Raw genomic sequence first — 23762 nt, forward strand, 5'->3', positions numbered from 1 at the left:
TCGACCGCCGTGAGCGAGCCGAGACCGATGGCAGTCGTGACCGACTACGTGGGCCGACGCGCTCGCAGTTCACGACGTGCCGTACTACGCAGTCGAGGGAACGGTCGAGTGACTGCGTCTCTCGTCTCGTCGGTCGATACATCTCGTCTCGAACAGCGTCGGGTCACCGGAGCGATACGAGCGCGGGCTCCACAGTCGCACTCTATCTCACTCTATCTCACCACATCTCTCCCGCCGTCGACGGGCGGTCCATCCGGAGGGAGCGATGGCTGTCCCCGAGAGAGGAGGGTACTGTGCGAGCGATAGAGTCCACGATTGGCGTGTCTCTCCCGCCGGCCTCGACGACACCTTCGCGTCGAACACGCCAACGAGACTGGACAGTGCAGACTCGTGGGGTCGAGGAGCGCAAAAGAAAAGAGCGGAAATCGAGTGACGGACGAGACGGCGACGGCGGGAGTTACCGTCTCGCGTTCAGCACTCGGACCAGCCGCAGTTCTGGCAGGTCTTACAGCCTTCGGAGTAGTAGAGGTCCATCTCGCCGCACTCGGGACACTCGGGGCTCTCGCCCGCCGCGAGCAGGTCCGCAACGGCGTCGGAACTGCCACCGGGGCCGTCGTCGACAGCGACGCCGCCGTCGGTGTCCGCGTCCTCGGCCGCGGCGGCCTCGGCTTCGACCTCGGTCAGGTTCTGCTGTTGCGGGTAGCCCTTGTCGATGTCGCCGTCGAGATACCGGCGCATCGCGGTGCCGATGGCGTCCGGGATGGAGTTAATCTGCTCGCCTTTGTCCCAGGCGACCTTCGGGCTCCGGATACCCTTCAGTTCGTTCGCGATCTCCTCGGGGTCGACGCCCGAGCGGAGCGACGTGGAGACGGTCTTGGCGAGCGCCTCGGTGAAGGACGCGGTGAAGCCGCCGGAGTTACCGATGTTGGCGAACAGCTCGAACGGCTCGCCGTGTTCGTCCTCGTTGATGTTGACGTAGAGCTTCCCGTAGCCGGTGTCGATGCGTTGGGTGACGCCGTACAGCACGTCCGGACGGGGGCGCTTCTTGCCGACGTCGCTCGGCGAATCGGCGAAGGCGAGTTCGAGTTCGCTGCCGATGAGGTCCGAGACCTCCTCGGATTCGAGGAACGCCTCCACGTCGCCGAACACGTCGCGAATCTGCGAGACGATGGCCTCTGCGGCCTCCTCGTCGTCGGAGAACTCGGTGTTCTTCGCGCGCGTGGTGAGCACCTGCTTCGAGCGGGTGCCGTCGCGGTAGACGGTGACGCCCTTGCCGCCGTGGTCGTAGATGTAGCGGTAGACCTCGTCCATGTCCTCCTTCGACGCGCTGTTCGGGAAGTTACAGGTCTTCGAGATGGCGGAGTCGACGCCGCTCTGGAGGGCGCACTGGACGCCCGCGTGCTCGATACCCGCGAGGTCGGAGGTCACGACGAACAGCTCGGAGATGGCGTCCGGGACGGTCGACAGCGAGGAGACGCCGTCGAACTCGTTGCTGGCCATCTGCTCTTGGGCCTCGCGCTTGACGGCCTCGACGTCGATGTCGTTGGCCTCCAGCACGCGGAGGAAGTAGTCGTCGAACTCGACGAGCATCTCGTCGCCCTGCACGTCGTCGGAGACGTTCTTGTAGTAGGCGACGTTGTAGATGGGCTCACAGCCGCCGGTGGTGTTCGACACCATCGACGTGGTACCCGTCGGGGCGATGGTCGTCGTGTTGTGGTTGCGGATGGGGTAGCCGTCTTCCCAGTCGTCGGCGGACTCGCCGGTGTGGTGTTCGAACCACTCGCGGTACTCGGTCGGGTTCGCGTACTTCGAGTCCTCCCACGCCTCGAACGGGCCGCGTTCTTCGGCGAGTTCGTGGGACGCCCGCTTGGACCCGTGGTTGATGTGGGTCATGAGCTGTTGGGCGATTTCGTTGCCCTCGTCGGAGCCGTAGCGGACGCCGAGCTGGATGTACATCTGGGCGAGTCCCATGATGCCGAGCCCGATTTTACGGAGTTCGCGGACCTTCTCCTCGATCTTCTCGACCGGGAAGTCCGACATCGTGACGACGTTTTCGAGGAAGCGCGTGCCGTTGTCGATGCGGTGGTCGAACTCCTCCCAGTCGACGGCGTCTTCCAGGAAGGCGTCCGTCGCGGCCTCAAGCGAGTCGTACTCGTCGCCGTGGGCGTCGTACCAGACGCGCCAGTCGGGCGAGTCCTCCGCGACGAGCGTCGAGAGGTTGATGTGGCCGAGGTTACACGCCTCGTACTCCTCGAGCGGCTGTTCGCCGCAGGGGTTGGTCGCGAGGATGCGGTGGTCGGGATGTTTCTCGACGTCGAAGGAGTGCTGCTTGTTTGCGCGCTCGAGGTAGACGACACCGGGTTCGCCGTTCTCCCACGCGCCCTCGATAATCTGGTCCCAGAGTTTCTTCGCGGGGACCGAGAGGACCTCGCCGACCTCGACGTGCTCGCCGAGACCGAACATGTCGTAGATTTCCTTCGTCTGGGGCGTGGCGACGTGCGGTTCTTCGGTGCGGGGGTTCGTGAAGACGAACTCCTCGTCGTTGTACAGCGCCTCCATGAAGCCGTCGGTGATACCGACCGAGATGTTGAAGTTCGAGAGATGGCCTTCGACGGCGTTACGGAGGTGCTTGGGGACGCGACCGTCCTCGTCGATGAGTTCGCGCGCCTCGTCGAGCGCGTCGACGAACTTGGTGTGGGTGAAGTCGTCGGGGTCGTTCAGGCGGAGCGTGTGCGCGAGCGAGACGTCCTTGTTCTTCGCGTGGAGGAACTGGATGACGTCGGGGTGGCTGACGCGCATGACGCCCATCTGCGCGCCGCGGCGCGCGCCGCCCTGCGCGATGGTCTCGCACATCTGGTCGAACGTCCGCATGAACGTGATGGGGCCGGAGGCGATGCCGCCGGTCGAACCGACCGCGTCGCCGTAGGGTCGGAGCTTCCAGAAGGCGTAGCCCATGCCGCCGCCGGACTGGAACACCTCGGCGGCCTCCTTGGCCGTCTGGTGGATGTCCGTGATGTCGTCGCCGGGCGAGTCGACGAAACAGGCCGAAAGCTGCTGAAGCTCGTCGCCGGCGTTCATCAGCGTCGGCGAGTTCGGCATGAACGAGAGCTGTCCCATCATCTCTTCGAACGTCTCGCGCTTCTCGACGACGACCTCGCGGACGCCCTCCGGAAGTTCGGGGACGAGGGTTTCGTAGGCGAACTTGTTGACGTTGTAGACCGAAAGCGTCGTCTCGGCCTCGTCGTCGTCGGCCGTGACGCCCTTGCCGAAGACCTCCTCGGCGAGTTCGTCGCGGCGCGGGTGGTCCGGCTTGATGAGGTCGGGAGTGACCGTGATTTCGATGTCGCGCTGTTCGGCCTCGAAGACGGCCTCGGCGAGCGCGATGTTCTTCGCGACGCGGGGGAACAGGTCCTCCTGCGTCTCGACGAGGTCGCCGTCGGCGTCCTTGCGGAGGTAACGGGCGGGGAGAATGTTGTTGTAGGCGTTGCCCGTCATCCGCTCTTCGAGGGTCTCGCCTTCGGTTCGCTTGACCGGAAGTACGAGTTCGTCCGTCGAGAGGTTCGCGTCGCTCATCTTACTGTCCCTCCCGCCCGAGCCGCGTTCGGGCGAGGTCGCGTCGATAGTGTCCGGAAATTCCGCTCATTGGTGACGATATTGGTGTGTGTTGCGTGGTTGGTTAAGGGCTTCGAACTCGGAGGTTCGACCGCCGAACGTATCATAATTAGTGCAATTACGTCGGCGGCCGACGACCGGGTCCGAAGTGCACGGATTCATAGAACGGACGGAAGCCACATAACCGTAGTTAGAGCGGAGCGGAAGTGAAATCTCGGCGGAGAAAATCGACAGACGTAACGGTGATATCCAGTAGAACGTGAGGGGGGAGACGAGCCGTCTGAATCGGTCACATGGTGAACAGTGCCGCATCACCGGAGAGGATATAAAGGGAGACCGGACAGTCGACATGCAGATAAATATCAGAATTCGTATGTTCAAATCACCCAACCGCTCAGGGGTGCCGAAATCGGTCGTTTCGACGGCGGAATCGCACCGGAACCGCGAGACGAGACCGCCCACAAGCTTATCCGCTCTACGGGTGTCATATCGGGGTATGGTACTGACTCCCCTCGCGCTCACACCGTTACAGCTCGGCGGCCTGCTCTCCGGGCCGCTCGGTCAGATGCTCGTGGTGCTCGTGGCCGTCGCCGTCGTCATCCTCGTCGGGCGACTGTTCCTCAAAGTCGCGTGGCGACTGGTCACCATCGCCGCCATCGTCGTCGGGGCGCTGCTGCTGCTCTCGTTCTTCGGCATCAACGTCCTCTGAGGTGGCTGCACGGCCATCGGGCGAAGAGAACGGCAAAAACCGCGACCGCGCCTCGGCGTGTCTGGCCCGATTCAGGCCACGTCGAAGCCGGCGACCGCCGTGAGGAAGTTTCTGACGACGCCGTGTCCCGACCCCGTGAGCACGCTTTCCGGGTGGAACTGGACGCACTCGATGGGGAACTCGCGGTGGCGGACGCCCATCACGAGCGCCTCGCCGTCGTGGTCGGTCGTCGCCGAGACGTCGAAGCAGTCGGGAACCTCGGTGGCGACGAGCGAGTGGTAGCGGCCGGCCGGGAAACCGTCTTCGAGGCCGGCGAAGACGCCCTCGCCGTCGTGGTCGACGGGGAACGCCTTGCCGTGAATCGGCTCCGGCGCGTGGCCGATGGTCCCGCCGTAGGCGTACACCGCGGCTTCGAGGCCGAGACAGACGCCGAGGGTCGGAATCTCGGTCGAAAGCTCCGTGAGCACGTCGTTCGTCACGCCCACGTCGCGGTCGTTCTTCGGATGACCCGGCCCCGGCGAGATGACGATGGCGTCGGGGTTCAGGTCGCGAATCTCGTCGAGCGACGCGGTGTTCTTGCGCACCTCGATGTCGAGCGGTTCGCCCTCGACGGTCTGCTCGGAGAAGTACTCCACGAGGTTGTACGTGAACGAATCGAAGTTGTCGACGACGACGAGTCGAATCGCCGTCATTGCGACACCTCCTCGGTCCCGTACTCGATGCGGCGGACGGCGTCGAGCACCCCGCCCATCTTCTGTTCCGTCTCCTCGTACTCCGAGGTCGGGTCGGAGTCGGCGACGATACCGGCTCCCGCGCGGACGGTGATGGTGTCTTCCGAGCCGTCGGACTCGACCGTCGCGGTCCGGATGACGATAGCCATGTCGGCGTCGCCGGTCCACGAGTAGTAGCCGACGCCGCCGCCGTAGACGCCGCGGGGCTCGTCTTCGAGGTCGTCGATAATCTCCATCGCCCGGACCTTCGGCGCGCCGGTGAGCGTTCCCGCCGGGAACGTCGCGCGCGTGGCATCGAAGGCGTCCGAGTCGGGGTCGAGCGTCCCCGAGACGGTCGATTCGATGTGCTGGACGTGGCTGTACTTGATGATGCTCATGAAGTCCTCGACGCGGACGCTGCCGGGCGTCGAGACCCGGCGCACGTCGTTGCGGCCGAGGTCGACGAGCATCGTGTGCTCTGCGCGCTCCTTTCCGTCCGCGAGGAGTTCGCCGGCGAGGCGGCGGTCCTCGACCGGCCCGGAGCCGCGCTGGCACGTCCCCGCGATGGGGTTGACGACGACGCGGTCGCCCCTGACCGAGACGAGCGTCTCGGGGCTCGCGCCGACGACGCGCCGGTCGCCGTGCCGGAGCAGGTACATGTACGGCGAGGGGTTCACCTCGCGCAGCGAGGCGTACAGGCCGACCGGGTCGACCTGTCCGTGGAGCTTCCGGGTGCGCGAGATGACGCCCTGATAGATGTCGCCGTCGCGGACGTGTTCTTTCGTCTTCCTGACCGCGGCCTCGTAGTCCTCGCGCGAACCAGCCTCCTCGCCGGTCCGCTCGAAGCCGCCGGGTGAGGGGTCGTCAGCCGCCCGGAGCTTCTCGGCGACGCGTTCGGCCTCGGCGACGACGCCGTCGTAGACGTCGCCGGGGTCGTCGTCGGGCGAGACGACGGGGGTACAGATGAGGCGGACGGCGTCCTCGCGGTGGTCGAACGAGAGCGTCCGGGTGGTGAGGACGAACTCGGCGTCCGGGTCGTCGGTATCGGGGCGCTCGCGGCCGACCTCGTCGAGCCAGAGGTCGTAGACGGCCTCGTAGGCGAGGAAGCCGACCAAACCGCCGGTGAGCGTCTGGCGGTCCGTCTCGGGGAAGTTGACGCGCGGGAGGTCGGGGAGCGCGCCGCGCAGGGAGTCGAGTACGTCGCCGTCGCCCACGCCGACGAACTCGGCGGCGGGACCGCCGAGGTCGGTCACGTCGACGCCGTCGGGGCCGACCGTCACGACCGCCTCGGGGTCGTAGCCGACGAACGAGAAGCGCGCGTGGGAATCGGCGACCGTCGCGGGCGCGGAGAACGCGCCCTGCGGGTTGCTGGAGGAGACCTTCTCGGCGCTCTCCAGGAGGAAGCCGTAGTCGCTGCGGTCGGCGAGCGTCGTGTACGCGGCCAGCGGGTCCACGGACACGTCGAGGTCGGCGACGAGGTGCGTCACGACCGGTTCGTCCGCGTCGCCGACGAGCTCGACGAACTCGTCGCGGTCGGTGTCGGGAGTCGTCACGCGACGACCTCCTCGTGACCCTCGGACGCTCCGCGGGCCGCCTTCGCCGCGGCGACGAACGCGCGGACCGCGTCGTGGTCCTTGACGCCGCCGGAGGCCTCGACGCCGCTCGCGACGTCGACGCCGTAGGGCTCGACCGTCCGAACCGCCTCGGCGACGTTGTCGGGGGTCAGGCCGCCCGCGAGAACCACGGGCACGTCGACCGCCTCGACGAGTTCGCGCGAGGCGTCCCAGTCGTGGGTCTCGCCGGTGCCGCCCGCGCCGGACGCGGAGGGCGTGTCGACGAGGATAGCGTCAACGACGGGCGCGAGAGCGCGTGCGCGGTCGAGGTCGGTCGCGTCGACGACGGGGACGACGCCGACGCCCGTCGCGCGGAGCGAGTCGAGGTCGTCGGCCGCGAAGTCGCCGTGGAGTTGGAGTACATCGGGTTGGACCTCGCGGGCGAGGTCGCGGGCGTGGTCGATGGAGTCGGGCATCGTCACGAGGACGGTCGTGAGGAACGGCGGCGCGGCGGCGAACAGCTCGCGGGCGCGCTCGCGGGGAATCTCGCGGGGCGTGTCCACGGGCACGTCGCAGATGGCACCGACCGCGTCGGCACCGGCCGCGTCGACCGCTTCGAGGTCGGCTTCGTCGGTGACGCCGCACACTTTGACGCGGATCATCTCACGCCTCCCGGAGCGCGTCGAGCTTGGCCTTCGCGGCGCCGGACTCGATGGCGTCGCGGGCGACCTCGACGCCCTCCTCCAGGGAGTCCGCGAGGTCGGCGACGTAGACGGCCGCGCCGGCGTTGGCGAGGATGAGGTCGCGCTTGGGACCGGTCACGTCGCCGGTGAGGATACCTTCGAGGTCGGCGGCGTTCTCCTGCGGAGTGCCGCCGGCGACCGCCTCGATGGGGGCCTGTTCGAGGCCGAGGTCGGCGGGCGTGAGCGTGTACTCCGTAATCTCGTCGCCGTCGATTTCGGCGACCGTCGTCGCGTCGTGGAGGGCGATTTCGTCCATGCCGGAGCCGTGGACGACGAGGGCGCGCTCGACGGGCATGTGCGACAGCGACTCGGCGATGACGGGGACGAGGTCGGAGTCGTAGACGCCGAGGACCTGCGCGTCGGCCCCGGCGGGGTTCGTCAGCGGGCCGAGGACGTTGAAGATGGTCCGCATGCCGAGTTCCTTCCGCGGGCCGATGACGGCCTTCATCGCGGGGTGGAACACGGGCGCGAGCATGAAGCCGACGCCGTTGTCCTCGATGCACGCCTCGACGGACTCGGGTTCGGCCTCGACGTTCACGCCGGCGACCTCCAGCACGTCGGCGCTCCCAGAAGACGAAGAGACGGAGTAGTTGCCGTGCTTGGCCACCGCCGCGCCCGCGCCGGCCGCGACGAGCGCGCTCGTGGTCGAGACGTTGATGGTGTTGTAGTCGTCGCCGCCGGTGCCGCAGGTGTCGACGAGCGGGCCGCGGTCGGGCTCGATGGTCAACGCGGCGTCGCGCATCCCCTGCGCGAAGCCCGCGATTTCGGCCTCGGTCTCGCCTTTCGCCCGGAGCGCGGCGAGGAGCGCGCCGATTTGCGCCTCGGTCGCGTCCTCGAAGACCGCCCGCGCGGCGTCGCGCGCCTCCTCGACAGTCAGGTCCGCACCGCCGGTCACACGTTCGATATAATCCTGCATTGGTAATCACCGATGTACTTCTTCGGGTTATGATGTACAAATCAGTACATCGGCTTAAGCGTGTCGGGCTGGCGAAAATCGCCGGCTCCGACGGTCGGCGCTCGGAGCGAATCGCCCGCCTCGAACGGTGGGAACGCGCTGTGACCCGAATCGCCGCACGTAGTCCGATTCGAAAGCTTAAATTGTAACCCCGGACAACGGAGAGATGCGTCCGAACGGGCGCGGGAAGCACCGTAACCGGGTTGGTGGTCTAGTCTGGTTATGACACCTCCTTGACATGGAGGAGGCCGGCAGTTCAAATCTGCCCCAACCCACTCCTCTTCCCGCGTTTCGGCGTTCGGCGATGTTCGCAACACACCGGGTTGGTGGTCTAGTCTGGTTATGACACCTCCTTGACATGGAGGAGGCCGGCAGTTCAAATCTGCCCCAACCCACTACTTTCTCGCGACGAATTGCCTCCCGAGCACCGCGTAGCGTGTGCTCGGTGCCGCGAGTCGCGTGCAATCGTGTCGCGGGCAGATTTGAACCAGCGAGCAACGTGCGACACGTAGTGTCGCAGTAAGACGAACGGCGAAGCCGTGAGTCGCGAAGCGTTGCGAGTGAGGTTCACGCGAGCGAAGCGAGCGTGTCTCCTGATACAGTCTCTCGCTCCACCCAACCGAACAGACAGTCTCCCGCACCACCCAACCACTATGTCTTCCGCCCGCGAATCCCGCCCATGACCCTCCTGCAAATCCCCGGCGGTCCCGAACTCGTCATCTTGGCGCTGTTGCTCCTCATCCCGCTTGCGGTCGTCTACCTCGGCTACAAACTCATCCAGTCGCTCCGGGCGTTCGAAGAAGGCAGAGAAGAACGGTCACAGCGGTAGCGTCACGACGACACGTCGGACCGGGCGTCGTCGTTCCGGGCGTCCGCGCCGCGCGTCGGCGTCTCCGACCGCTGTCGTCGGTGGTGCAGGCGCGCCAGTTGGAGCGTCACCGCGTAGCCGACGACGGCGAGAGCGACGGCGAGAATCGTGTTGCCGAGGAGCTGTCGGAGGAGGATGTCGAGACCGGCGCTGAGCGACACGTCGGCGACGGACGCCCCCGGAACCGGGCCGAGCAGGTGCGAACCGAGCCAGAAGCTCGCGCCGTAGACCGCCCACTTGACGGGCGGGTTGAAGACGACGAGCGTGGCGACGAGCGCGAGTCGGCTCGCCCGCTCGACGAAGTAGGCGATGAGGGCGAACAGCGCGAGGGCGGTCCCTGCGGTCGGCATGGCCACGAAGAAGACGCCGAACGCGAAGCTGGCGGCGACCTCGTGAGGGGTGTGGTCCGCCGCGAACGCTCGTTCGAGGCCGGACCGGACGCGGGGACGAATCGACGCGAGACGGTCGTACACTCGTCGAGACTAGAAGCGAGACGTCGTTATCAACGCTTCGCCGAGAATCAGTCAACTGGTAGCAGTCGACGTGTCGATGCGTCGAGGCGGCGGTCAGCGGAACCGGCGGTCCGACTCCCACTTGTCCTTGAGTTCTATCATCTGGCCGACGCCGCGGGCCACGTCCGAGAGGTGGAAGGCGATGTCCGTCGCGGTCACGATGCCGACCATCTCCGCGCCGTCGACGACGACGAGTTTCTTCACCCGCTGGTCGCGCATCTTCTCGGCGGCAACGCGCGTGGTCGAGTCCGGTCGAACCCACTTGATTGGGTTCGACATGACCGCGCGGGCCGGGACCGCGGCGAGGGGCTTGCCGCTCGCCACGCCGGCGCGGAGCGCGTCCGACTCGGTGACGATGCCCGCGGGGCCGCCGTCGGCCATCACGACGACGCTTCCCGCGCCCTCGCGGAGCATGGTTCGCGCGCAGTCGGCGACGCTCGACCCCAGTCCGACGGTCGCCACCTCCTCGGTCATGATGTCGTCGACGCGCATGTCAGTCGTCCGCGGGCGAGGGTTCTCGCTCGGGTTGGGGGGTGGATTCAGCGCGCGACTGGGTCGGGTCGGTGCTCGCGCCGGACCCGGCGGCCGCGTCGCCGAGCACGTCGTCGATGGTCGCCGAGACCTCGCCCCCGTCGTCGACCTCGAAGGCGTCGAGGAGGTCGTCGAGGTGGCTCACGTGCGACGAGAGCTCGCGCACGTCCCCGTTGACGTCGACGAGCGCGGCGCTCTGTTCTTCCGCGGTCGCGGAGACGTTCTCGGCCTCGGCGGCGGTCTCCTCGGAGATGCCCGCGATTTCGTCGGTCATCGACAGCACCTCCTGGGAAGAGTCGGCCTGACTGCCCGTCGCGTCCGAAATCTCGTGGACGCTCGCGGTCGTCTCCTCGACGCGCTCGACGATACCGTCGAAAGACGAAAGCGCCTCGTCGACCGAGGTCGCGCTCTCTTCGACCTGCGCCCGCATGCGTTCGATGCGGGAGACGACGGCGTCGCGCTGGGTCTCGATTTCGGCGACGAGCGACTCGATGTCGCCCGCCGAGGACTTGGTCTCCTGTGCGAGCTGTTTGACCTCGTTGGAGACGACGGCGAAGCCCTCGCCGGCCTCGCCCGCGCGGGCGGCCTCGATGTTCGCGTTGAGCGCGAGGATATCGGTCTGTTCCGCGATGTCGGTGATGACCTCGACGATGTCCTCGATTCGGGCGAGGCGGTCGTCGAGTTCGCGGACCTCGTCGACGGTCGCCTCCGTCTCGGCGCGCACGGCGTCGATGTCGTCGAGGGCGTCGGTGGCGGCGGTCTGGCCGTCGAGCGAGCGCGCCTCGGCCTCCTCGGTGAGCCGGACGAGTTCGTCGGCCGACGACGCTATCTGCTGGATGGACGCGGAGAGGTCGTTTATCTCGTCGGCGGCGGCGACGAGGCTGTCGGTCTGCTCGCTCGCTCCCTCGGAAATCTGCTGGACCGACGCGGACACCTCCTCGCTCGCGGCGGACACGTCGTCGGCGCGGTCGGCCACGCGGTCGGCGAGCGTCGCCACGTCCTCGCCGAAGGTCTTGACCGTGCCGACGGTCTGTTCGATGTCGTCCATCATCTCGTTGTACGCGGCGGCGACCGTCGCCATATCGCGGCTCTCGGAGTCGGTCGGGAGGCGGACGCGGAGGTCGCCGTCGGCCGCGCGGGTCATCGCCTCGCTGTAGGCGCGGGCGTCGGCCCGCTGGTCGCGGAGGTCGTCGCGGAGGTTGTCGACGCCGCGGACGACCTGCCCGAACTCGTCTCGCCGGTCGGTTTCGAGTTCCACGTCGAGGTCGCCGTCGCGGAGCGCGGAGACGGTCGACGCGAGGTCCACGAGCGGGAGCGCGGTGTTCCCGCGGACGATGAGCGCGAAGGCGACGAAGCCGAGCATCGAAAGCGCGAGGAGCGTCGCAATCTGGAGGCCGACGCTCCGGGAGAGCGCGAAGACGCTGCTGGCCGGCGCGTGCAGGAGGAGCACGCCGCCGGAGACGGGGACGTGCGCGACGACGTGTGGCGAGGAGACGAAGCCCTCGACGGGAGCGAGGCGGCTGACGCCCGTCTCGCCGGCGAAGGCGGCGTCGAGTTCGGACGCCTCGGCGGCGGGGTAGGCGACGTTCGACTGGCCGCCGCCGCCGTCGTAGAGGACGCGTCCGTCGGTCGTGACGAGTTGGGTGAAGCCGCCGTCGATGTGGTTGCCGTCGAGCGCGGCCCCGAGCGAGGACGCCTCGGCGACGAGGACGATTGCGCGGGGCTCGATGGACGGAAGCGGCGCGACGAAGCCCATGTAGGCGACGCCGTCTTCGACGTAGACGGTGGTCCGCTCGACGCCGTCGTCCGAGAGGTCGGCGCTCGCGGGGAGCGGAAGCGACCCGCTTTCGAACAGCGTCGTCCCGACCGCGCCCTCCTCGGACGAGCCGAGGACGGTCGTCGTCTCGATGTCGACGAAGTGGAGCGCGGCCACGTCGGCGGGCATGTCCTCTTTGGCGGCCGTCAGGGTCGCCGAGGACCGCCCGTCGAGGGTGCTCCCGGCGGAGGGGTCGTCGGCGACGATGGTCGCGAGGCGGCTCCGCTCGTCGAACCACGTGTTCACCTGCAGGGCCTCGCGTTCGGCCTCGGTGAGGAGGTCGGCGCGGGCGTCCTCGTCTATCGTGGATGCCGTCTGTTGATACTGGACGACTCCGACGCCGGCGACGAGGACTGAAACGAGCAGCATCGCGGCGACCAGCCGCCGCGTGTAGCTCTCCGTAATCGCATCAGGAAGCCGTGATTCGGCCTCCAAAACGAGATTCTCGGCCATTACCGTACCGACCGGAATGCGGTGCATAAATCCGCGCACCTGAGTATCAATCTAGATAATATAGTCGGCGGCGACGGCCTACGAACCGCCGACGCGCGCGAGTTCCCGCGGGCGACACGAGCGTCAACCATACGTCTGTCGAACGCTAGCAAGCCACATGGAAACCGAGTTCCGCCTGCTCGTGGCGGGCTTCTGTATCGTCGCGCCGTCGCTCCTGTTCGTCGGGTTCGTCAGACTGCTCGACGCCATGCGCGAGGACGACCTCGTCGAGCGCGTCCTCGACAGAGTCGACGAGGGCGGCGGGCCGACCGGGACGGCGGTCGACCCGACGACGTTCCTGCGGTCCGCACGGGAGAAATCGCGCCGGCGAACGGCGGTCTGCCGGGAGTGCGGCGTGCCGAACGCGGCCGACGGCGGACGCTGTGGGCTGTGCGGCGCGACGTTGCGATAGGTGGGAAAAAGAACCGAAGCGAGTCGAAAACCGCGTTCGAGCGGGCTTAGAGGAAGTCTTCGATGTGGTCGGCGACCTCGTTGGGCGTGTCGCCGACGGGGACGCCCGCGTCGTTGAGGGCGGAAATCTTGGACTCCGCGGTGCCCGTGCCCGAACCGGAGACGATAGCGCCGGCGTGACCCATACGCTTGCCCGGCGGTGCCGTGCGGCCCGCGATGAAGCCGGCGACCGGCGTGTCCATGTTCTCCGCGATGTACTTCGCGGCCTGCTCTTCGTCCTCGCCGCCGATTTCGCCGCACATGACGACGGCGTGGGTGTCGGGGTCGTTCTCGAACGCCTCGAGGGCGTCGACGAACGACGTGCCGATGATGGGGTCGCCGCCGATGCCGATGGCGGTGGTCTGGCCGATGCCGCGCTCGGTCAGGTTCGAGACGACCTGGTACGTGAGCGTACCGGAGCGGGAGACGAGACCGACGTTACCCTCCTCGAAGATGTTGCCGGGGAGGATGCCGAGTTTGGCCTCGCCGGGCGTGATGATGCCCGGGCAGTTGGGGCCGATGAGGCGCGTGTCGGTCTCCGACAGGCGCTTGTTGACCTTGGCCATGTCCTGCGTCGGGACGCCCTCGGTGATGGCGACGACGAGGTCGAGGTCCGTGTCGAGCGCCTCGAAGATGGCGTCGCCGGCGAACGCCGGCGGGACGAACACGACGGAGGCGTTGGCGTCTTCCTCGTCGACGGCCTCTTCGACGGTGTCGTAGACGGGGATGCCGTCGACGTCCTGACCGCCCTTCCCGGGGGAGGTCCCGGCGACGACGTTCGTGCCGTACTCAATCATCTGGCGGGTGTGGAACTTGCCTTCGCCACCCGTGATACCCTGTACAACCACTCGCGTGTCGTCGTCGACGAAAATGCTCATTGGGACACCTCCTGTGCGTTCTTGACGGCACGCTGGACGGCGTCCTCCAGCGTCCCCTCGACCTGTACGAGGTCCGTGTTCAGAATCTCCATGCCCTCCTCGGCGTTCGTGCCCGCGAGGCGGACGACGACCGGCTTGGGAATCTCGTCGAAGCTCTCCAGCGCCTCGTTGATACCCTTGGCGACCTCGTCGCCGCGGGTGATGCCGCCGAAGATGTTGAACACGACGGAGTCGACGTTCTCGTCGGAGAAGACCATGTCCAGCGCGTTCGCCACGCGCTCGGCCTTCGCGCCGCCGCCGATGTCGAGGAAGTTGGCGGGCTCGCCGCCGAAGTAGTCCACGAGGTCGAGCGTCGTCATGACGAGACCGGCGCCGTTGCCGATGATGCCGACGTTACCCGAGAGACGGACGTAGTCGAAGCCGTACTCGCCGGCCTTGGCCTCGAGGTCGTTCTCGTAGGCGTCCTCTTCCATCGCCGCGAGGTCGTCGTGACGGAACAGGGCGTCGTCGTCGATGTTCATGACGGCGTCCGCGGCGACGATGTCGCGGTCGGACGTAATCATGACGGGGTTGATTTCGATGTCCGAGGCGTCGTTCGACTCGTAGAGGTCGTACAGCGTCGTGAGGAACGAGGCCACGTCGAAGGCCACGTCGCGGGGGATGCCCGCCTCGAAGACGACCTTGCGGGCCTGGTAGGGGTGCAGGCCGAACGCGGGGTCGATGTGCTCGCGGGCGATGGCTTCGGGGGTCTCCTCCGCGACTTCCTCGATGTTGACGCCGCCCTCCGTCGAGACCATCGCGACGGGCTTGCCCTCGCTGCGGTCCATCGTGATACCGACGTACAGTTCGTTTTCGAAGTCGACGCCGGCCTCGACGAGCACCCGGTCGACCGTGTAGCCCTTGAGGTCCATCCCGAGGATGTCCTCCGCGGCCTGTCGAGCTTCGTCTTCGTCCATGGCGATTTTGATGCCACCGGCCTTGCCACGCCCACCGACGTGTACCTGCGCCTTGATGGCGGCGGGGTATCCGATCTCCTCGACCGCCTCCATGACCTCCTCTACCGACGACGCGAGACGGGACTCTGGCACCGGAATCCCAGCCTCTGCGAAGATATCCTTCGCCTGGTATTCGTGAAGCTTCATTACCATGCGTGGGAGGGAAAGGCACGCGCTTAAATCCCATTCATCTCCGTTCAGAGCCGACAGGTGGAAATCGCCGGAGAGGCTCACTCATAACCGAATTAACCTCGGAATTCATAATTTATCCGGAATAAAATCGGATAAGTCTACAGGATACGCAGACGTACGCCTGCACGTACGAATCTCGGAGGTCGAACGCGCCGAGCAAGCCGCCGTCGGTGTCGCCGCGATTCGCCCCGAGTCGTCCGAATTTATCACCCGTCCGACCCCATCGTTCGGCATGCGCGCTGTCAGATTCCACGACCACGGCGGACGCGACGTGCTTCAGGTAGACGACATCGACACGGCCGACCCGGCGGCGGGCGAGGTCCTCGTCGAAGTCGCGGCCGCGGGCGTCAACCCCGTCGACACGTACTTCCGCGAGGGCTCGTACCAGCCCTTCGCGATGCCGATGATTCCCGGCGTCGACGTGGCCGGAACGGTCGCGGCGGTCGGCCCCGACGTCACCGGATTCGCGGAGGGCGACCACGTCGTCGGCACCGGCATCGGCAAGGACCACTACGGCGGCTACGCCGAGTTCGCGGCCGTCCCGACCGACCGGCTCGCGGTCCTCTCGGACGACGTGGACCTCGTCGCGGCTGGCGGCGCGGGCGTCGCCGGCGTCACGGCGTGGCGCGCCCTCGTCGACCACGGCGGGATGCAACTCGGCGACACCGTCCTGATTCACGGCGGCTCCGGCGGCGTCGGTCACGCCGCGGTCCAGCTCGCCGCCGCGTCCGGCGCTCGCGTCGTCGCCACCGCCGCGCCCGACTACCACGACCGCGTGGCCGAACTCGGCGCGGACGTGGTTCTCGACTACGCCCGCGACGACCTCGCCGACGCCGTCGTGGACGCCGCGACGGGCGACGGAGTAGACCTGACGCTCGACCACCGACTCGACGACTACCTCCAGTTCGACGCCGACGTGGCCGCCCGCGGCGGTCGCGTCGTCGGCATCGGCGAGAACGACCCGGAAGTCGGCTTCGACCTGTCGTCGTCGGCCCGCGGCAAGGACCTCTCGCTCACGATGATGAGCATGTTCAACACGCCCGACCTGTCGGCTCCCCTGCGCGAGCTCGCCGGCCAGATGGGCGCGGGCGAGTTCGAAATCGACGTGGCGCGGACCTACGACCTCGACGAGGCCGCCGAGGCCCACCGCGCGGTCATGGAAGACAGCTTCCTCGGAAAACTGGTCATCACGCCCTGACCGGACCGCCTCGTCGTGCCCGCGGCAATCCGGGCAGGCGGTCACCGACACGGAAGGGTGACGACGCGGCCGGTCGCCGACGGGCACACAGCCGCGACCGAATTATGTCCCGTGCGCACGTACCGCACGGACATGGACGTGACATTCGATTTCGACGGAACCGTGGCTCTCGTGACCGGCGCGAGCGGCGCGCTCGGCGGCGCAATCGCTCGCGCGTTCCACGAGGCGGGCGCGTCGGTCGCGGCCGCGGACGTGGTCGAACCCGACGACGAGGACGGCTTTTTCGAGTCCGAGGGTGTCAGATTCTACGAGGGTGACTTCACCGACGAGGACGACGTGGCGCGCGTCGTCGACGCGGTCGCCTCCGACTTCGGCCGCCTCGACCACCTCGCCAACATCGCCGGGACGTGGCGCGGCGGGACGCCCGTCGACGAGACGGAGGCGGACACGTTCGACTTCCTGTTCGACGTGAACCTCAAGACGATGTTCCTCGCGTCGAAACACGCGATTCCGCACCTCCGGGAGACCGAGGGCTCAGTCGTGAGCGTCTCGGCCCGCTCGTCGCTGGAGGGTGGCGAAGGCGACGGAATCTACCGGGCGTCGAAGGCGGGCGTCCGCCTGCTCACGGAGACCATCGCCGAGGAGAACCGCGGCGTCGTGCGCGCGAACGCGGTCATGCCGAGCGTCATCGACACGCCGATGAACCGCGAGATGATGGCCGACGCCGACTTCGAGAAGTGGGTGAAACCCGAGGAAATCGCCCGGACCGTCCTCGCGCTCTGTTCGGACGCGACCCCCGTGACGAGCGGCGCGGCCGTCCCGGTGTACGGCGAGGCCTGACGCCCCTGTTTCGTGGCAACATTCGCCACGATAGGGTATGACATTCGTTGTGGTGCGCGCGAATTTTTACGCGGTACGCAAGGGATTCACGAACACGACACTCGTTAGAAAAATGAGGCTAATCGAGGTCTAAATTCGGACGAACGTGCCACATACTATAGTTGGTTGGAGAATTATGTTGATTTTCGCTCCGATATGCGACGGCATACCGCGTCATTTATCACACCCACATCGGCAACAGGGTGATAGACATGACCGAACGTGAAACGTGGGCAACCAGGGCAGGGTTCATCCTCGCGGCCGTCGGCAGCGCGGTCGGCCTCGGGAACATCTGGCAGTTCCCGTTCAAGACCGCTCAGTTCGGCGGTGCCTCCTTCCTGATCGTCTACATCATCGCGGCGCTCGGCATCGGCCTCCCGGCCATCCTCGCCGAGTTCGTCATCGGACGCAAGACCAATCTGAACACCATCAACGCCTTCGAGAAACTCGGCTACAAGGAATGGCGCGTCGTCGGCGCTATCGGCCTGTTCACCGGCTTCTGGATTCTGTCGTACTACAGCGTCGTCGGCGGCTGGGTCCTCCGGTACATCGGCGGCAGCCTGACCGGCGCGTACTTCGCCGCCCCGGCAGAGTACTTCGGCCAGGTGTCCGCCGGGATGGACGCGCTCGCGCTCCACGCCGTGTTCATGGCGCTCGTCGTCGGCATCGTCGCCGCCGGCATCGAAGACGGCATCGAGAAGGCGACGAAACTGATGGTTCCGAGCATCGTCGTCATCCTCGGCGTGCTCGCGGCCTTCGCCTTCACGCTCCCCGGCGCGTCGGCGGGCTACGCGTACTTCCTCTCGCCCGACTTCAACGCGCTCACGGAGAACTTCGCCGACATCGTCCCCTTCGCGGTCGGGCAGGCGTTCTTCTCGCTGTCGCTCGGCATGGGCGCGATGATAACCTACGCCTCCTACATCGACGGCGACCAGAGCCTGTTCGGCGACGGTATCACCATCGTCTTCCTGAACAGTTTCGTCGGCATCCTCGCCGGTCTCGTCGTCCTCCCGCTCCTGTTCGCCCAGGGAATCGACCCCAACACGAGCGGCGCGGGCGCGGTGTTCATCAGCGTCGCCGGCGCGTTCGCCGACATCCCCGGCGGCCAGATAATCGGCCTCGTCTTCTTCGTGGTCGTGCTCATCGCGGCGCTCTCGTCTGCGATCAGCCTCCTCGAAGTCGTCGTCTCGTGGTCCATCGACAACTACGACGTCTCCCGCCCGCAGATGGCCGTCGGTCTCGGCGGCGTCATCTTCCTGCTCGGCGTCCCGTCGGCAATCGACACCGCGTGGCTCGGCTGGTTCGACACGCTCGCCTACAAACTGCTGCTCCCGCTTTCGGTCCTCGGCATCCTCGTCTTCGCGGCGTGGGTCTACGGCGCGCCCGCCATCGACGAGCTGATGAAGGGCAGCGGACTCGGTGACGGCGTCGGCCTGACGTGGCTCTGGCTGGTCCGCACGCTCGTTATCGTCGCCGTCGTGGCGACGCTCGCCCTCGGGCTTCAGACGCTGTTCCTCGGCGAGAGCCCGGCCATCGTTCCGCCCCTCTGAGGCGGCGACCGGTCCCGCTTTCATCGCGCCTAGGAATCGTCGGTAGCGGTGCGTTTTTCTCGACTATTCGACGACGATTTTCACGCGTAGACCACTCAAAACCGTTAAATTTCTCCGATGACGTATCGTTGGTTCGAAAGCCCTTTTACCGGTGGACTGGCAATGGGTGTCAATGACACGAGAAACATGGGCAACACGGCTCGGGTTCATCCTCGCGGCCGTCGGCAGCGCGGTCGGCCTCGGGAACATCTGGCGATTCCCGTGGCAGACCGCCGAAAACGGCGGCAGCGCGTTCCTCGTCGTGTATCTCGGTATCGTCCTCCTCGTCGGCGTCCCCGGTCTGCTCGGCGAGTTCGTCATCGGTCGCCGGGCGAAGAAGTCGCCGGTCGGCGCGCTCCGGGACCTCTCGGGGTCGAAAACGTGGGGCGTCGTCGGCGCGTTCTCGGTCGTCACCGGCATCTCGCTGCTCTCGTTCTACAGCGTCGTCGGCGGGTGGATCATCCGGTATCTCCTCGAAAGCGGGGCCGCGGTCGTCGGCGGCAGCCCCGCGTACTTCACGAATCCGGGCCAGTACTTCGGCGGCGTCTCCGCCGGCGTCGACGCCGCGCTCTACCACCTCCTGTTTCTCGGACTGACCGCGCTCATCGTCTTCGCGGGCGTCCGCAAGGGCATCGAACTCGGCACGAAAATCATGATGCCCGCCGTGCTCGTCCTGCTCGCCGGCCTCGCCGCCTGGGCCGCGACCCAGCCTAACGCGGCCGCCGGTTACGCCTTCTTCCTCCGCTTCGATCCCTCGGTCATCACCGAGAACTTCTTCGCTATCCTCGGTCCCGCCGCCGGACAGGCGCTGTTTACGCTCTCGCTCGGCGCGGGCACGATGATAACGTACTCCTCGTACCTCGACGAGGACCGCTCGCTTCCCTTCGACGGCAGCGCCATCGCCGTCCTCAACACGAGCGTCGGCGTCATCACGGGTCTCGTCGTCTTCCCGCTCCTGTTCTCGCAGGGCGTCAACCCGACCGAGACCGGGACCGGACCGGGCGCGCTGTTCGTCGGCCTCGCGGGGGCGTTCTCGCAGCTTCCCGCGGGGACGCTCATCGCCACCGCGTTCTTCGCCGTCGTGACGCTCGCGGCGCTGTCGAGTTCCATCAGCATGCTCGAAATCCCCGTCGCGTTCCTCGTCGACGAGTACGGCGTCTCTCGCAAACGCGCCGTCACCGGGATGACCGCGCTCGTCGCCGTCACCGGCACCGTCTGCGCGTTCAACCCGGGCATCTTCGGCTTCGTCGCCGGCCCGCTCGTGAACGTCCTCCTGACCGCCGGCCTCGCCGCGTTCCTCCTGTTCGTCGGCTGGGTCATGGGCCGCGAGGCGCTCGAGGAGTTCGCCGCCGGCGCGGGCGAGTTCTCGAAGTCTCTCGGCACGCCGTGGCTCTTCGCCGTCGGCGTCGTCCTCCCGCTGTTCCTCGTCTTCACGCTCCTCACGCACTTCGGCGTGGACACGACCATCGGCTTCTGGCCGACCGTCGGCGTCGCCGTCGTCGCGTCCGCCGCCGCTTTCTTGGGCCTGCGACAGCCCAACTCGGTCGTCTGAGTGGGGCTCTCCCGGCCGCGTTCGGGGCGCTGACTCGACTCCGACTGCTCCGTTTCTCCGTTTTCGACCGACGCGACCGCGAGGAGTATTCGCGTCGCTAACTATGATGATTGTTCCACCTATTCTTCGACAACTGTCGAAGTAAGGGTTGCCGGATTGCGGAACTCCTTTGACCGAGGACTGCGGACCGTTGCTCCAATGAGCGAAGGTGGTCTGGCATGACGATGGAAGACCGGATCGACGAACTCCGCGAGAAGCGCGAGGAAGCCCTGAAGGGCGGCGGCGAGGACCGAATCGCCTCCCAGCACGACAAGGGCAAGATGACCGCCCGCGAGCGCATCGACTACTTCCTCGACGACGGTACCTTCCGCGAGTTCGACCAGTTCCGGACCCACCGCAACCACAAGTTCGGGATGGAGGAGACGAAACTGCCCGGCGACGGCGTCATCACCGGCTACGGCGAGGTCGACGGCCGGACCGTCTTCGTCTTCGCCCACGACTTCACCGTCTTCGGCGGCTCGCTCGGCGAGGTGTTCGCCGAGAAGGTCTGCAAGGTGATGGACAAGGCGATGGAGGTCGGCGCACCCGTCGTCGGTCTCAACGACTCCGCCGGCGCGCGGATTCAGGAGGGCGTCCAGTCGCTCGGCGGCTTCGGCGAAATCTTCCGCCGCAACACCGAGGCGTCCGGCGTCATCCCGCAGATTTCGGCCATCATGGGCCCCTGCGCCGGCGGCGCGGTGTACTCCCCCGCGCTGACGGACTTCACGTTCATGGTCCGCGACACGAGCCACATGTTCATCACCGGCCCGGACGTCATCAAGACGGTCACGGGCGAGGAGGTCACCTTCGACGAACTCGGCGGCGCGACGACGCACACCTCGACAAGCGGGGTCGCCCACTTCGCCACCGACACCGAAGAGCAGGCGCTCGACGACATCCGCCACCTGCTTTCGTACCTCCCGCAGAACAACGTCGAAGACCCGCCGCGCGTCGAGCCGTGGGACGACCCCGAACGCGTCGACGACGACCTCGCCGAGGTCGTCCCCGACCAACCCCGCAAGCCCTACGACATCCACGACGTGCTCGACGGCGTCCTCGACGAGGGCTCGTTCTTCGGCGTCCAGGAGGACTTCGCCAAGAACATCGTCGTCGGCTTCGGCCGCCTCGACGGCCGCTCGGTCGGCATCGTCGCCAACCAGCCCCGCGTGAACGCCGGCACCCTCGACATCGAGGCCTCCGAGAAGGGCGCGCGCTTCATCCGCTTTTGCGACTCGTTCAACATCCCCATCCTCACCTTCGTGGACGTGCCCGGCTTCCTGCCCGGCACGGACCAGGAACACAACGGCATCATCCGCCACGGCGCGAAGCTCCTGTACGCCTACTCCGAGGCGACGGTGCCGCTCATGACCGTCATCACGCGCAAGGCCTACGGCGGCGCGTACGACGTCATGGCCTCGAAGCACCTCGGCGCGGACGTGAACTACGCGTGGCCGACCGCCGAAATCGCCGTGATGGGCCCGCAGGGCGCGGTCAACATCCTCTACCGCGACGAACTCGACGCCGCGGACGACCCCGACGCCCGCCGCGACGAACTCATCGAGGAGTACCGCGAGGAGTTCGCCAACCCCTACACCGCCGCGGACCGCGGCTTCATCGACGACGTCATCGAACCCGGCGAGACCCGCGAGCGCCTCATCTCGGACCTCCGGATGCTGAACTCCAAGCGAAAGTCCCAACCCGACAAGAAACACGGCAACATCCCGCTATGAGCGGGGAGTTGCTGTCTGGGCTGTCGATTCCGGACGACGCCGACGCCGAGGAGGCCGCGGCCATCGCCGCCGCCGTCGGCGCGCACCTCCACGACCAGTCGGTCGCCGCGGCCGCCGCGGCCGCAGCGGACGGCGAGGAGACGTGGAACGAGCGGCGCTGGCGCTACGCCGGTCGCCTCGAATCGGTCACCGGCTGTGGCCGTCGCGTCCCCACCGGCGCGCCGACCGACGCGTGGGCCGCCTCGGGCCGCACCGACCGGTTCTGAGTCTGAGGACTGCAGTTTCACGACAGAACGCATACATTCTCGTCCGACATCAGTCGGACCAATATGGCCCAAACCGCGCTCGTCTGGCTGTTTCTCAACGCCGTCCTCGCCGGGTTCGCCGCCATCGCGTCCGCCGCACACTACGCCGACGAGGGCGAACCCGACTTCGTCTCCGCGGCGCTCGCCGCCGTCTTCGCCGGGACCTGCGTCGAACTCGGGATGGCGAACGGCTACATTCCCGATAGCGTCCTCCCGTCTGTCGCGGTCGGGGTCTGCGTCGTCGCCGCCCTCCTCTCGCTCGCGCTCGGTGTGAAACGGGACCAGACGGCGTTTCAGGCGTTCCGCGGCGACGCTCGGACTCGGTCTCGGTAACCGGCGGTCAGTAGCCGGCGGTCGATGCTCGGTAGTTCACTCCGCGAGTTTCGGGTCGTCGACGATGACGCCGTCCACACCGTACTCTCGAAGTCGCCGCGCGACCTCGCGGTCGGGAACCGTCCACGCGTTGACCTCGAAGCCGCGGCCGTGCGCCTCGTCCACCCGCGCCGACGAGAGCAGGTCGTAGTGCGGGTGGACGGCCGCGCAGTCGAGGTCGGCGGCGACCGACAGCGACTCCGTCCAGTCGGCCGCGAAGAGGAAGGCGACCGGGAGCGCGGTCGTCTCGCGCACCTCGCGGAGCGCCTCGGCGTCGAACGACGAGACGAGTACCTCGTTTCCCGCGTCGCCGACGACGGCGGCGAGGTCGTCGGCGAGGCCGACCACCTTCAGTTCGACGTTGACCGCGACGCGGTCCGGCAGGGCGTCGAACACCGCGGCGAGCGTCGGAATCGACTCGTCGGAGTCGCCGACAGTGAGTTCTTGCAGGTCAACGAGACTCGTGTCGGCGACGCGGCCGGTCGCACCGGTCAGGCGGTCGAGCGTCTCGTCGTGGAAGACGACGAGTTCGCCGGAGCCGCAGCGCCGGACGTCGAGTTCGACGCAGTCGAGTCGCGCCGCGGCCGCGTCGAAGGCGGCGAGCGTGTTTTCGGGGGCGAGGGCGGGACAGCCGCGGTGACCGATGACGCGCATGTCGGTGCATCGCGGGAGGGCGGACTAAACGCTTCCTCCGGACCGGTCGAAAGCGATGGTGAGCGGAGGGGAACGGTGGGGAGCAGTTCGTACGGGAATCGTTTACTGGGGACCGAGCCGTGCGGGCGTCGCGCGGCCCGTCGCGCGCGGACCGGCGCGGCCGCTCCGCGCGGGCTGGAGAAGATGTGTTCGCAGAGAGAATCGACTGACTCGAACTTACGCGCCCTGGCCGCCCTTCTTGCGCGTGATGTAGCCGGCGATGCGGTTGCGGACGCCCTTCGACTCGACCGTGGTCAGTTCTTCGACGCTGTCCTTGTTCGTCTCGAAGTCCGTGTTGAACGCCTGCGGGTATCGCTCCAGCAGGATGTTACCAAGCTGCTTGACGTACTTGGGCTTGATTGCCATGTCGGAAGATTCCCCGGACGAAC

The 23762-nt window shown here is 67.1% G+C and carries 22 protein-coding genes and 2 tRNA genes; 12 read left to right on the plus strand and 12 right to left on the minus strand.

Features of this window, described 5'->3' with window-relative positions; all coding sequences use genetic code 11:
* Positions 1 to 471: 471 nt before the first annotated feature.
* Positions 472 to 3573, minus strand: coding sequence for an adenosylcobalamin-dependent ribonucleoside-diphosphate reductase (locus tag ABY42_RS12220; RefSeq protein ID WP_050459626.1), 3102 nt, complete (start codon positions 3571 to 3573; stop codon positions 472 to 474).
* Positions 3574 to 4108: 535 nt separating this feature from the next.
* Here ABY42_RS12220 and ABY42_RS12225 point away from each other — a divergent pair.
* Positions 4109 to 4321, plus strand: a complete 213-nt coding sequence (locus ABY42_RS12225) for a hypothetical protein (RefSeq protein WP_004975139.1) — start codon at positions 4109 to 4111, stop codon at positions 4319 to 4321.
* 71 nt (positions 4322 to 4392) lie between these two features.
* Here ABY42_RS12225 and trpG read toward each other — a convergent pair whose 3' ends face one another.
* Genes trpG through trpD form a run of 4 tightly spaced genes read right to left on the minus strand, consistent with a single transcriptional unit; the run spans position 4393 to position 8243 of the window.
* Positions 4393 to 5013, minus strand: a complete 621-nt coding sequence (gene trpG / locus ABY42_RS12230; protein WP_050459627.1) for an anthranilate synthase component II — start codon at positions 5011 to 5013, stop codon at positions 4393 to 4395.
* Positions 5010 to 6584, minus strand: a complete 1575-nt coding sequence (gene trpE / locus ABY42_RS12235) for an anthranilate synthase component I (protein ID WP_050459628.1) — start codon at positions 6582 to 6584, stop codon at positions 5010 to 5012. The genes trpG and trpE overlap by 4 nt, the downstream gene beginning before the upstream one ends.
* Positions 6581 to 7246 carry a phosphoribosylanthranilate isomerase gene (gene trpF, locus ABY42_RS12240; RefSeq protein ID WP_050459629.1) on the minus strand — a complete coding sequence of 222 codons (666 nt, stop codon included), beginning with the start codon at positions 7244 to 7246 and terminating at the stop codon, positions 6581 to 6583. The genes trpE and trpF overlap by 4 nt, the downstream gene beginning before the upstream one ends.
* Before the next feature lies 1 nt (position 7247).
* Positions 7248 to 8243 (minus strand): anthranilate phosphoribosyltransferase, encoded by a 996-nt coding sequence (trpD, locus tag ABY42_RS12245; RefSeq protein WP_049905078.1) that lies wholly within the window; start codon positions 8241 to 8243, stop codon positions 7248 to 7250.
* Positions 8244 to 8482: 239 nt separating this feature from the next.
* Here trpD and ABY42_RS12250 point away from each other — a divergent pair.
* The 3 genes from ABY42_RS12250 (at position 8483) to ABY42_RS19870 (ending at position 9111) form a co-directional block, all read left to right on the plus strand.
* Positions 8483 to 8557: transfer RNA gene (locus ABY42_RS12250), tRNA-Val, on the plus strand.
* A gap of 45 nt (positions 8558 to 8602) precedes the next feature.
* Positions 8603 to 8677, plus strand: a tRNA-Val gene (locus ABY42_RS12255).
* 284 nt (positions 8678 to 8961) lie between these two features.
* A complete protein-coding gene (locus ABY42_RS19870) occupies positions 8962 to 9111 on the plus strand; it encodes a hypothetical protein (protein ID WP_004975129.1) in 150 nt (49 codons plus the stop codon).
* Positions 9112 to 9113: 2 nt separating this feature from the next.
* Here ABY42_RS19870 and ABY42_RS12260 read toward each other — a convergent pair whose 3' ends face one another.
* The 3 genes from ABY42_RS12260 to ABY42_RS12270 all read right to left on the minus strand — a co-directional run bounded on the left by ABY42_RS12260 (position 9114) and on the right by ABY42_RS12270 (position 12462).
* Positions 9114 to 9623: a DUF2062 domain-containing protein gene (locus ABY42_RS12260; protein WP_004975128.1), complete on the minus strand. Its 510-nt coding sequence runs from the start codon at positions 9621 to 9623 to the stop codon at positions 9114 to 9116.
* A 93-nt stretch (positions 9624 to 9716) separates the two neighbouring features.
* Positions 9717 to 10154, minus strand: coding sequence for a CBS domain-containing protein (locus ABY42_RS12265; RefSeq protein WP_004975127.1), 438 nt, complete (start codon positions 10152 to 10154; stop codon positions 9717 to 9719).
* 1 nt (position 10155) lies between these two features.
* On the minus strand, positions 10156 to 12462 hold the full coding sequence (locus tag ABY42_RS12270) for a methyl-accepting chemotaxis protein (RefSeq protein ID WP_050459630.1): 2307 nt from the start codon (positions 12460 to 12462) through the stop codon (positions 10156 to 10158).
* 157 nt (positions 12463 to 12619) lie between these two features.
* Here ABY42_RS12270 and ABY42_RS12275 point away from each other — a divergent pair, with 157 nt between their 5' ends.
* Positions 12620 to 12913, plus strand: a complete 294-nt coding sequence (locus ABY42_RS12275; protein WP_004975123.1) for a hypothetical protein — start codon at positions 12620 to 12622, stop codon at positions 12911 to 12913.
* A 46-nt stretch (positions 12914 to 12959) separates the two neighbouring features.
* Here ABY42_RS12275 and sucD read toward each other — a convergent pair whose 3' ends face one another.
* Both sucD and sucC read right to left on the minus strand, forming a co-directional pair.
* Positions 12960 to 13829, minus strand: coding sequence for a succinate--CoA ligase subunit alpha (gene sucD / locus ABY42_RS12280; protein WP_004975121.1), 870 nt, complete (start codon positions 13827 to 13829; stop codon positions 12960 to 12962).
* Positions 13826 to 14971 (minus strand): ADP-forming succinate--CoA ligase subunit beta, encoded by a 1146-nt coding sequence (gene sucC / locus ABY42_RS12285; protein WP_004975119.1) that lies wholly within the window; start codon positions 14969 to 14971, stop codon positions 13826 to 13828. Before sucC ends, sucD begins: the two co-directional genes overlap by 4 nt.
* Positions 14972 to 15248: 277 nt before the next feature.
* On the opposite strand from sucC, the gene ABY42_RS12290 reads away from it, so the two are divergent.
* The 7 genes from ABY42_RS12290 to ABY42_RS12320 all read left to right on the plus strand — a co-directional run bounded on the left by ABY42_RS12290 (position 15249) and on the right by ABY42_RS12320 (position 22641).
* The gene (locus ABY42_RS12290) at positions 15249 to 16214 is read left to right on the plus strand and encodes an NADPH:quinone reductase (protein ID WP_050459631.1); all 966 of its coding nucleotides are present in this window, start codon (positions 15249 to 15251) and stop codon (positions 16212 to 16214) included.
* A gap of 132 nt (positions 16215 to 16346) precedes the next feature.
* Complete coding sequence (locus ABY42_RS12295; protein ID WP_050459632.1) at positions 16347 to 17054, plus strand: SDR family oxidoreductase; 708 nt, start codon at positions 16347 to 16349, stop codon at positions 17052 to 17054.
* A gap of 251 nt (positions 17055 to 17305) precedes the next feature.
* Complete coding sequence (locus tag ABY42_RS12300) at positions 17306 to 18643, plus strand: sodium-dependent transporter (RefSeq protein ID WP_004975113.1); 1338 nt, start codon at positions 17306 to 17308, stop codon at positions 18641 to 18643.
* Between the two features lie 172 nt (positions 18644 to 18815).
* Positions 18816 to 20234 (plus strand): sodium-dependent transporter, encoded by a 1419-nt coding sequence (locus ABY42_RS12305; protein ID WP_004975112.1) that lies wholly within the window; start codon positions 18816 to 18818, stop codon positions 20232 to 20234.
* 224 nt (positions 20235 to 20458) lie between these two features.
* Entirely contained in the window at positions 20459 to 22003 is a 1545-nt protein-coding gene (locus tag ABY42_RS12310; RefSeq protein WP_004975110.1) for an acyl-CoA carboxylase subunit beta, read from the plus strand.
* On the plus strand, positions 22000 to 22269 hold the full coding sequence (locus ABY42_RS12315) for a hypothetical protein (protein ID WP_050459633.1): 270 nt from the start codon (positions 22000 to 22002) through the stop codon (positions 22267 to 22269). The genes ABY42_RS12310 and ABY42_RS12315 overlap by 4 nt, the downstream gene beginning before the upstream one ends.
* 63 nt (positions 22270 to 22332) lie before the next feature.
* Complete coding sequence (locus ABY42_RS12320; protein WP_050459634.1) at positions 22333 to 22641, plus strand: hypothetical protein; 309 nt, start codon at positions 22333 to 22335, stop codon at positions 22639 to 22641.
* 36 nt (positions 22642 to 22677) lie between these two features.
* Here ABY42_RS12320 and ABY42_RS12325 read toward each other — a convergent pair whose 3' ends face one another.
* Both ABY42_RS12325 and ABY42_RS12330 read right to left on the minus strand, forming a co-directional pair.
* Positions 22678 to 23334: a glycerophosphodiester phosphodiesterase gene (locus ABY42_RS12325; RefSeq protein ID WP_050459635.1), complete on the minus strand. Its 657-nt coding sequence runs from the start codon at positions 23332 to 23334 to the stop codon at positions 22678 to 22680.
* Between the two features lie 216 nt (positions 23335 to 23550).
* The gene (locus ABY42_RS12330) at positions 23551 to 23739 is read right to left on the minus strand and encodes a 30S ribosomal protein S17e (protein WP_004042417.1); all 189 of its coding nucleotides are present in this window, start codon (positions 23737 to 23739) and stop codon (positions 23551 to 23553) included.
* Positions 23740 to 23762: the final 23 nt, after the last annotated feature.

Source organism: Haloferax gibbonsii, from assembly GCF_001190965.1.
In the GTDB taxonomy this organism is placed as follows: domain Archaea; phylum Halobacteriota; class Halobacteria; order Halobacteriales; family Haloferacaceae; genus Haloferax; species Haloferax gibbonsii.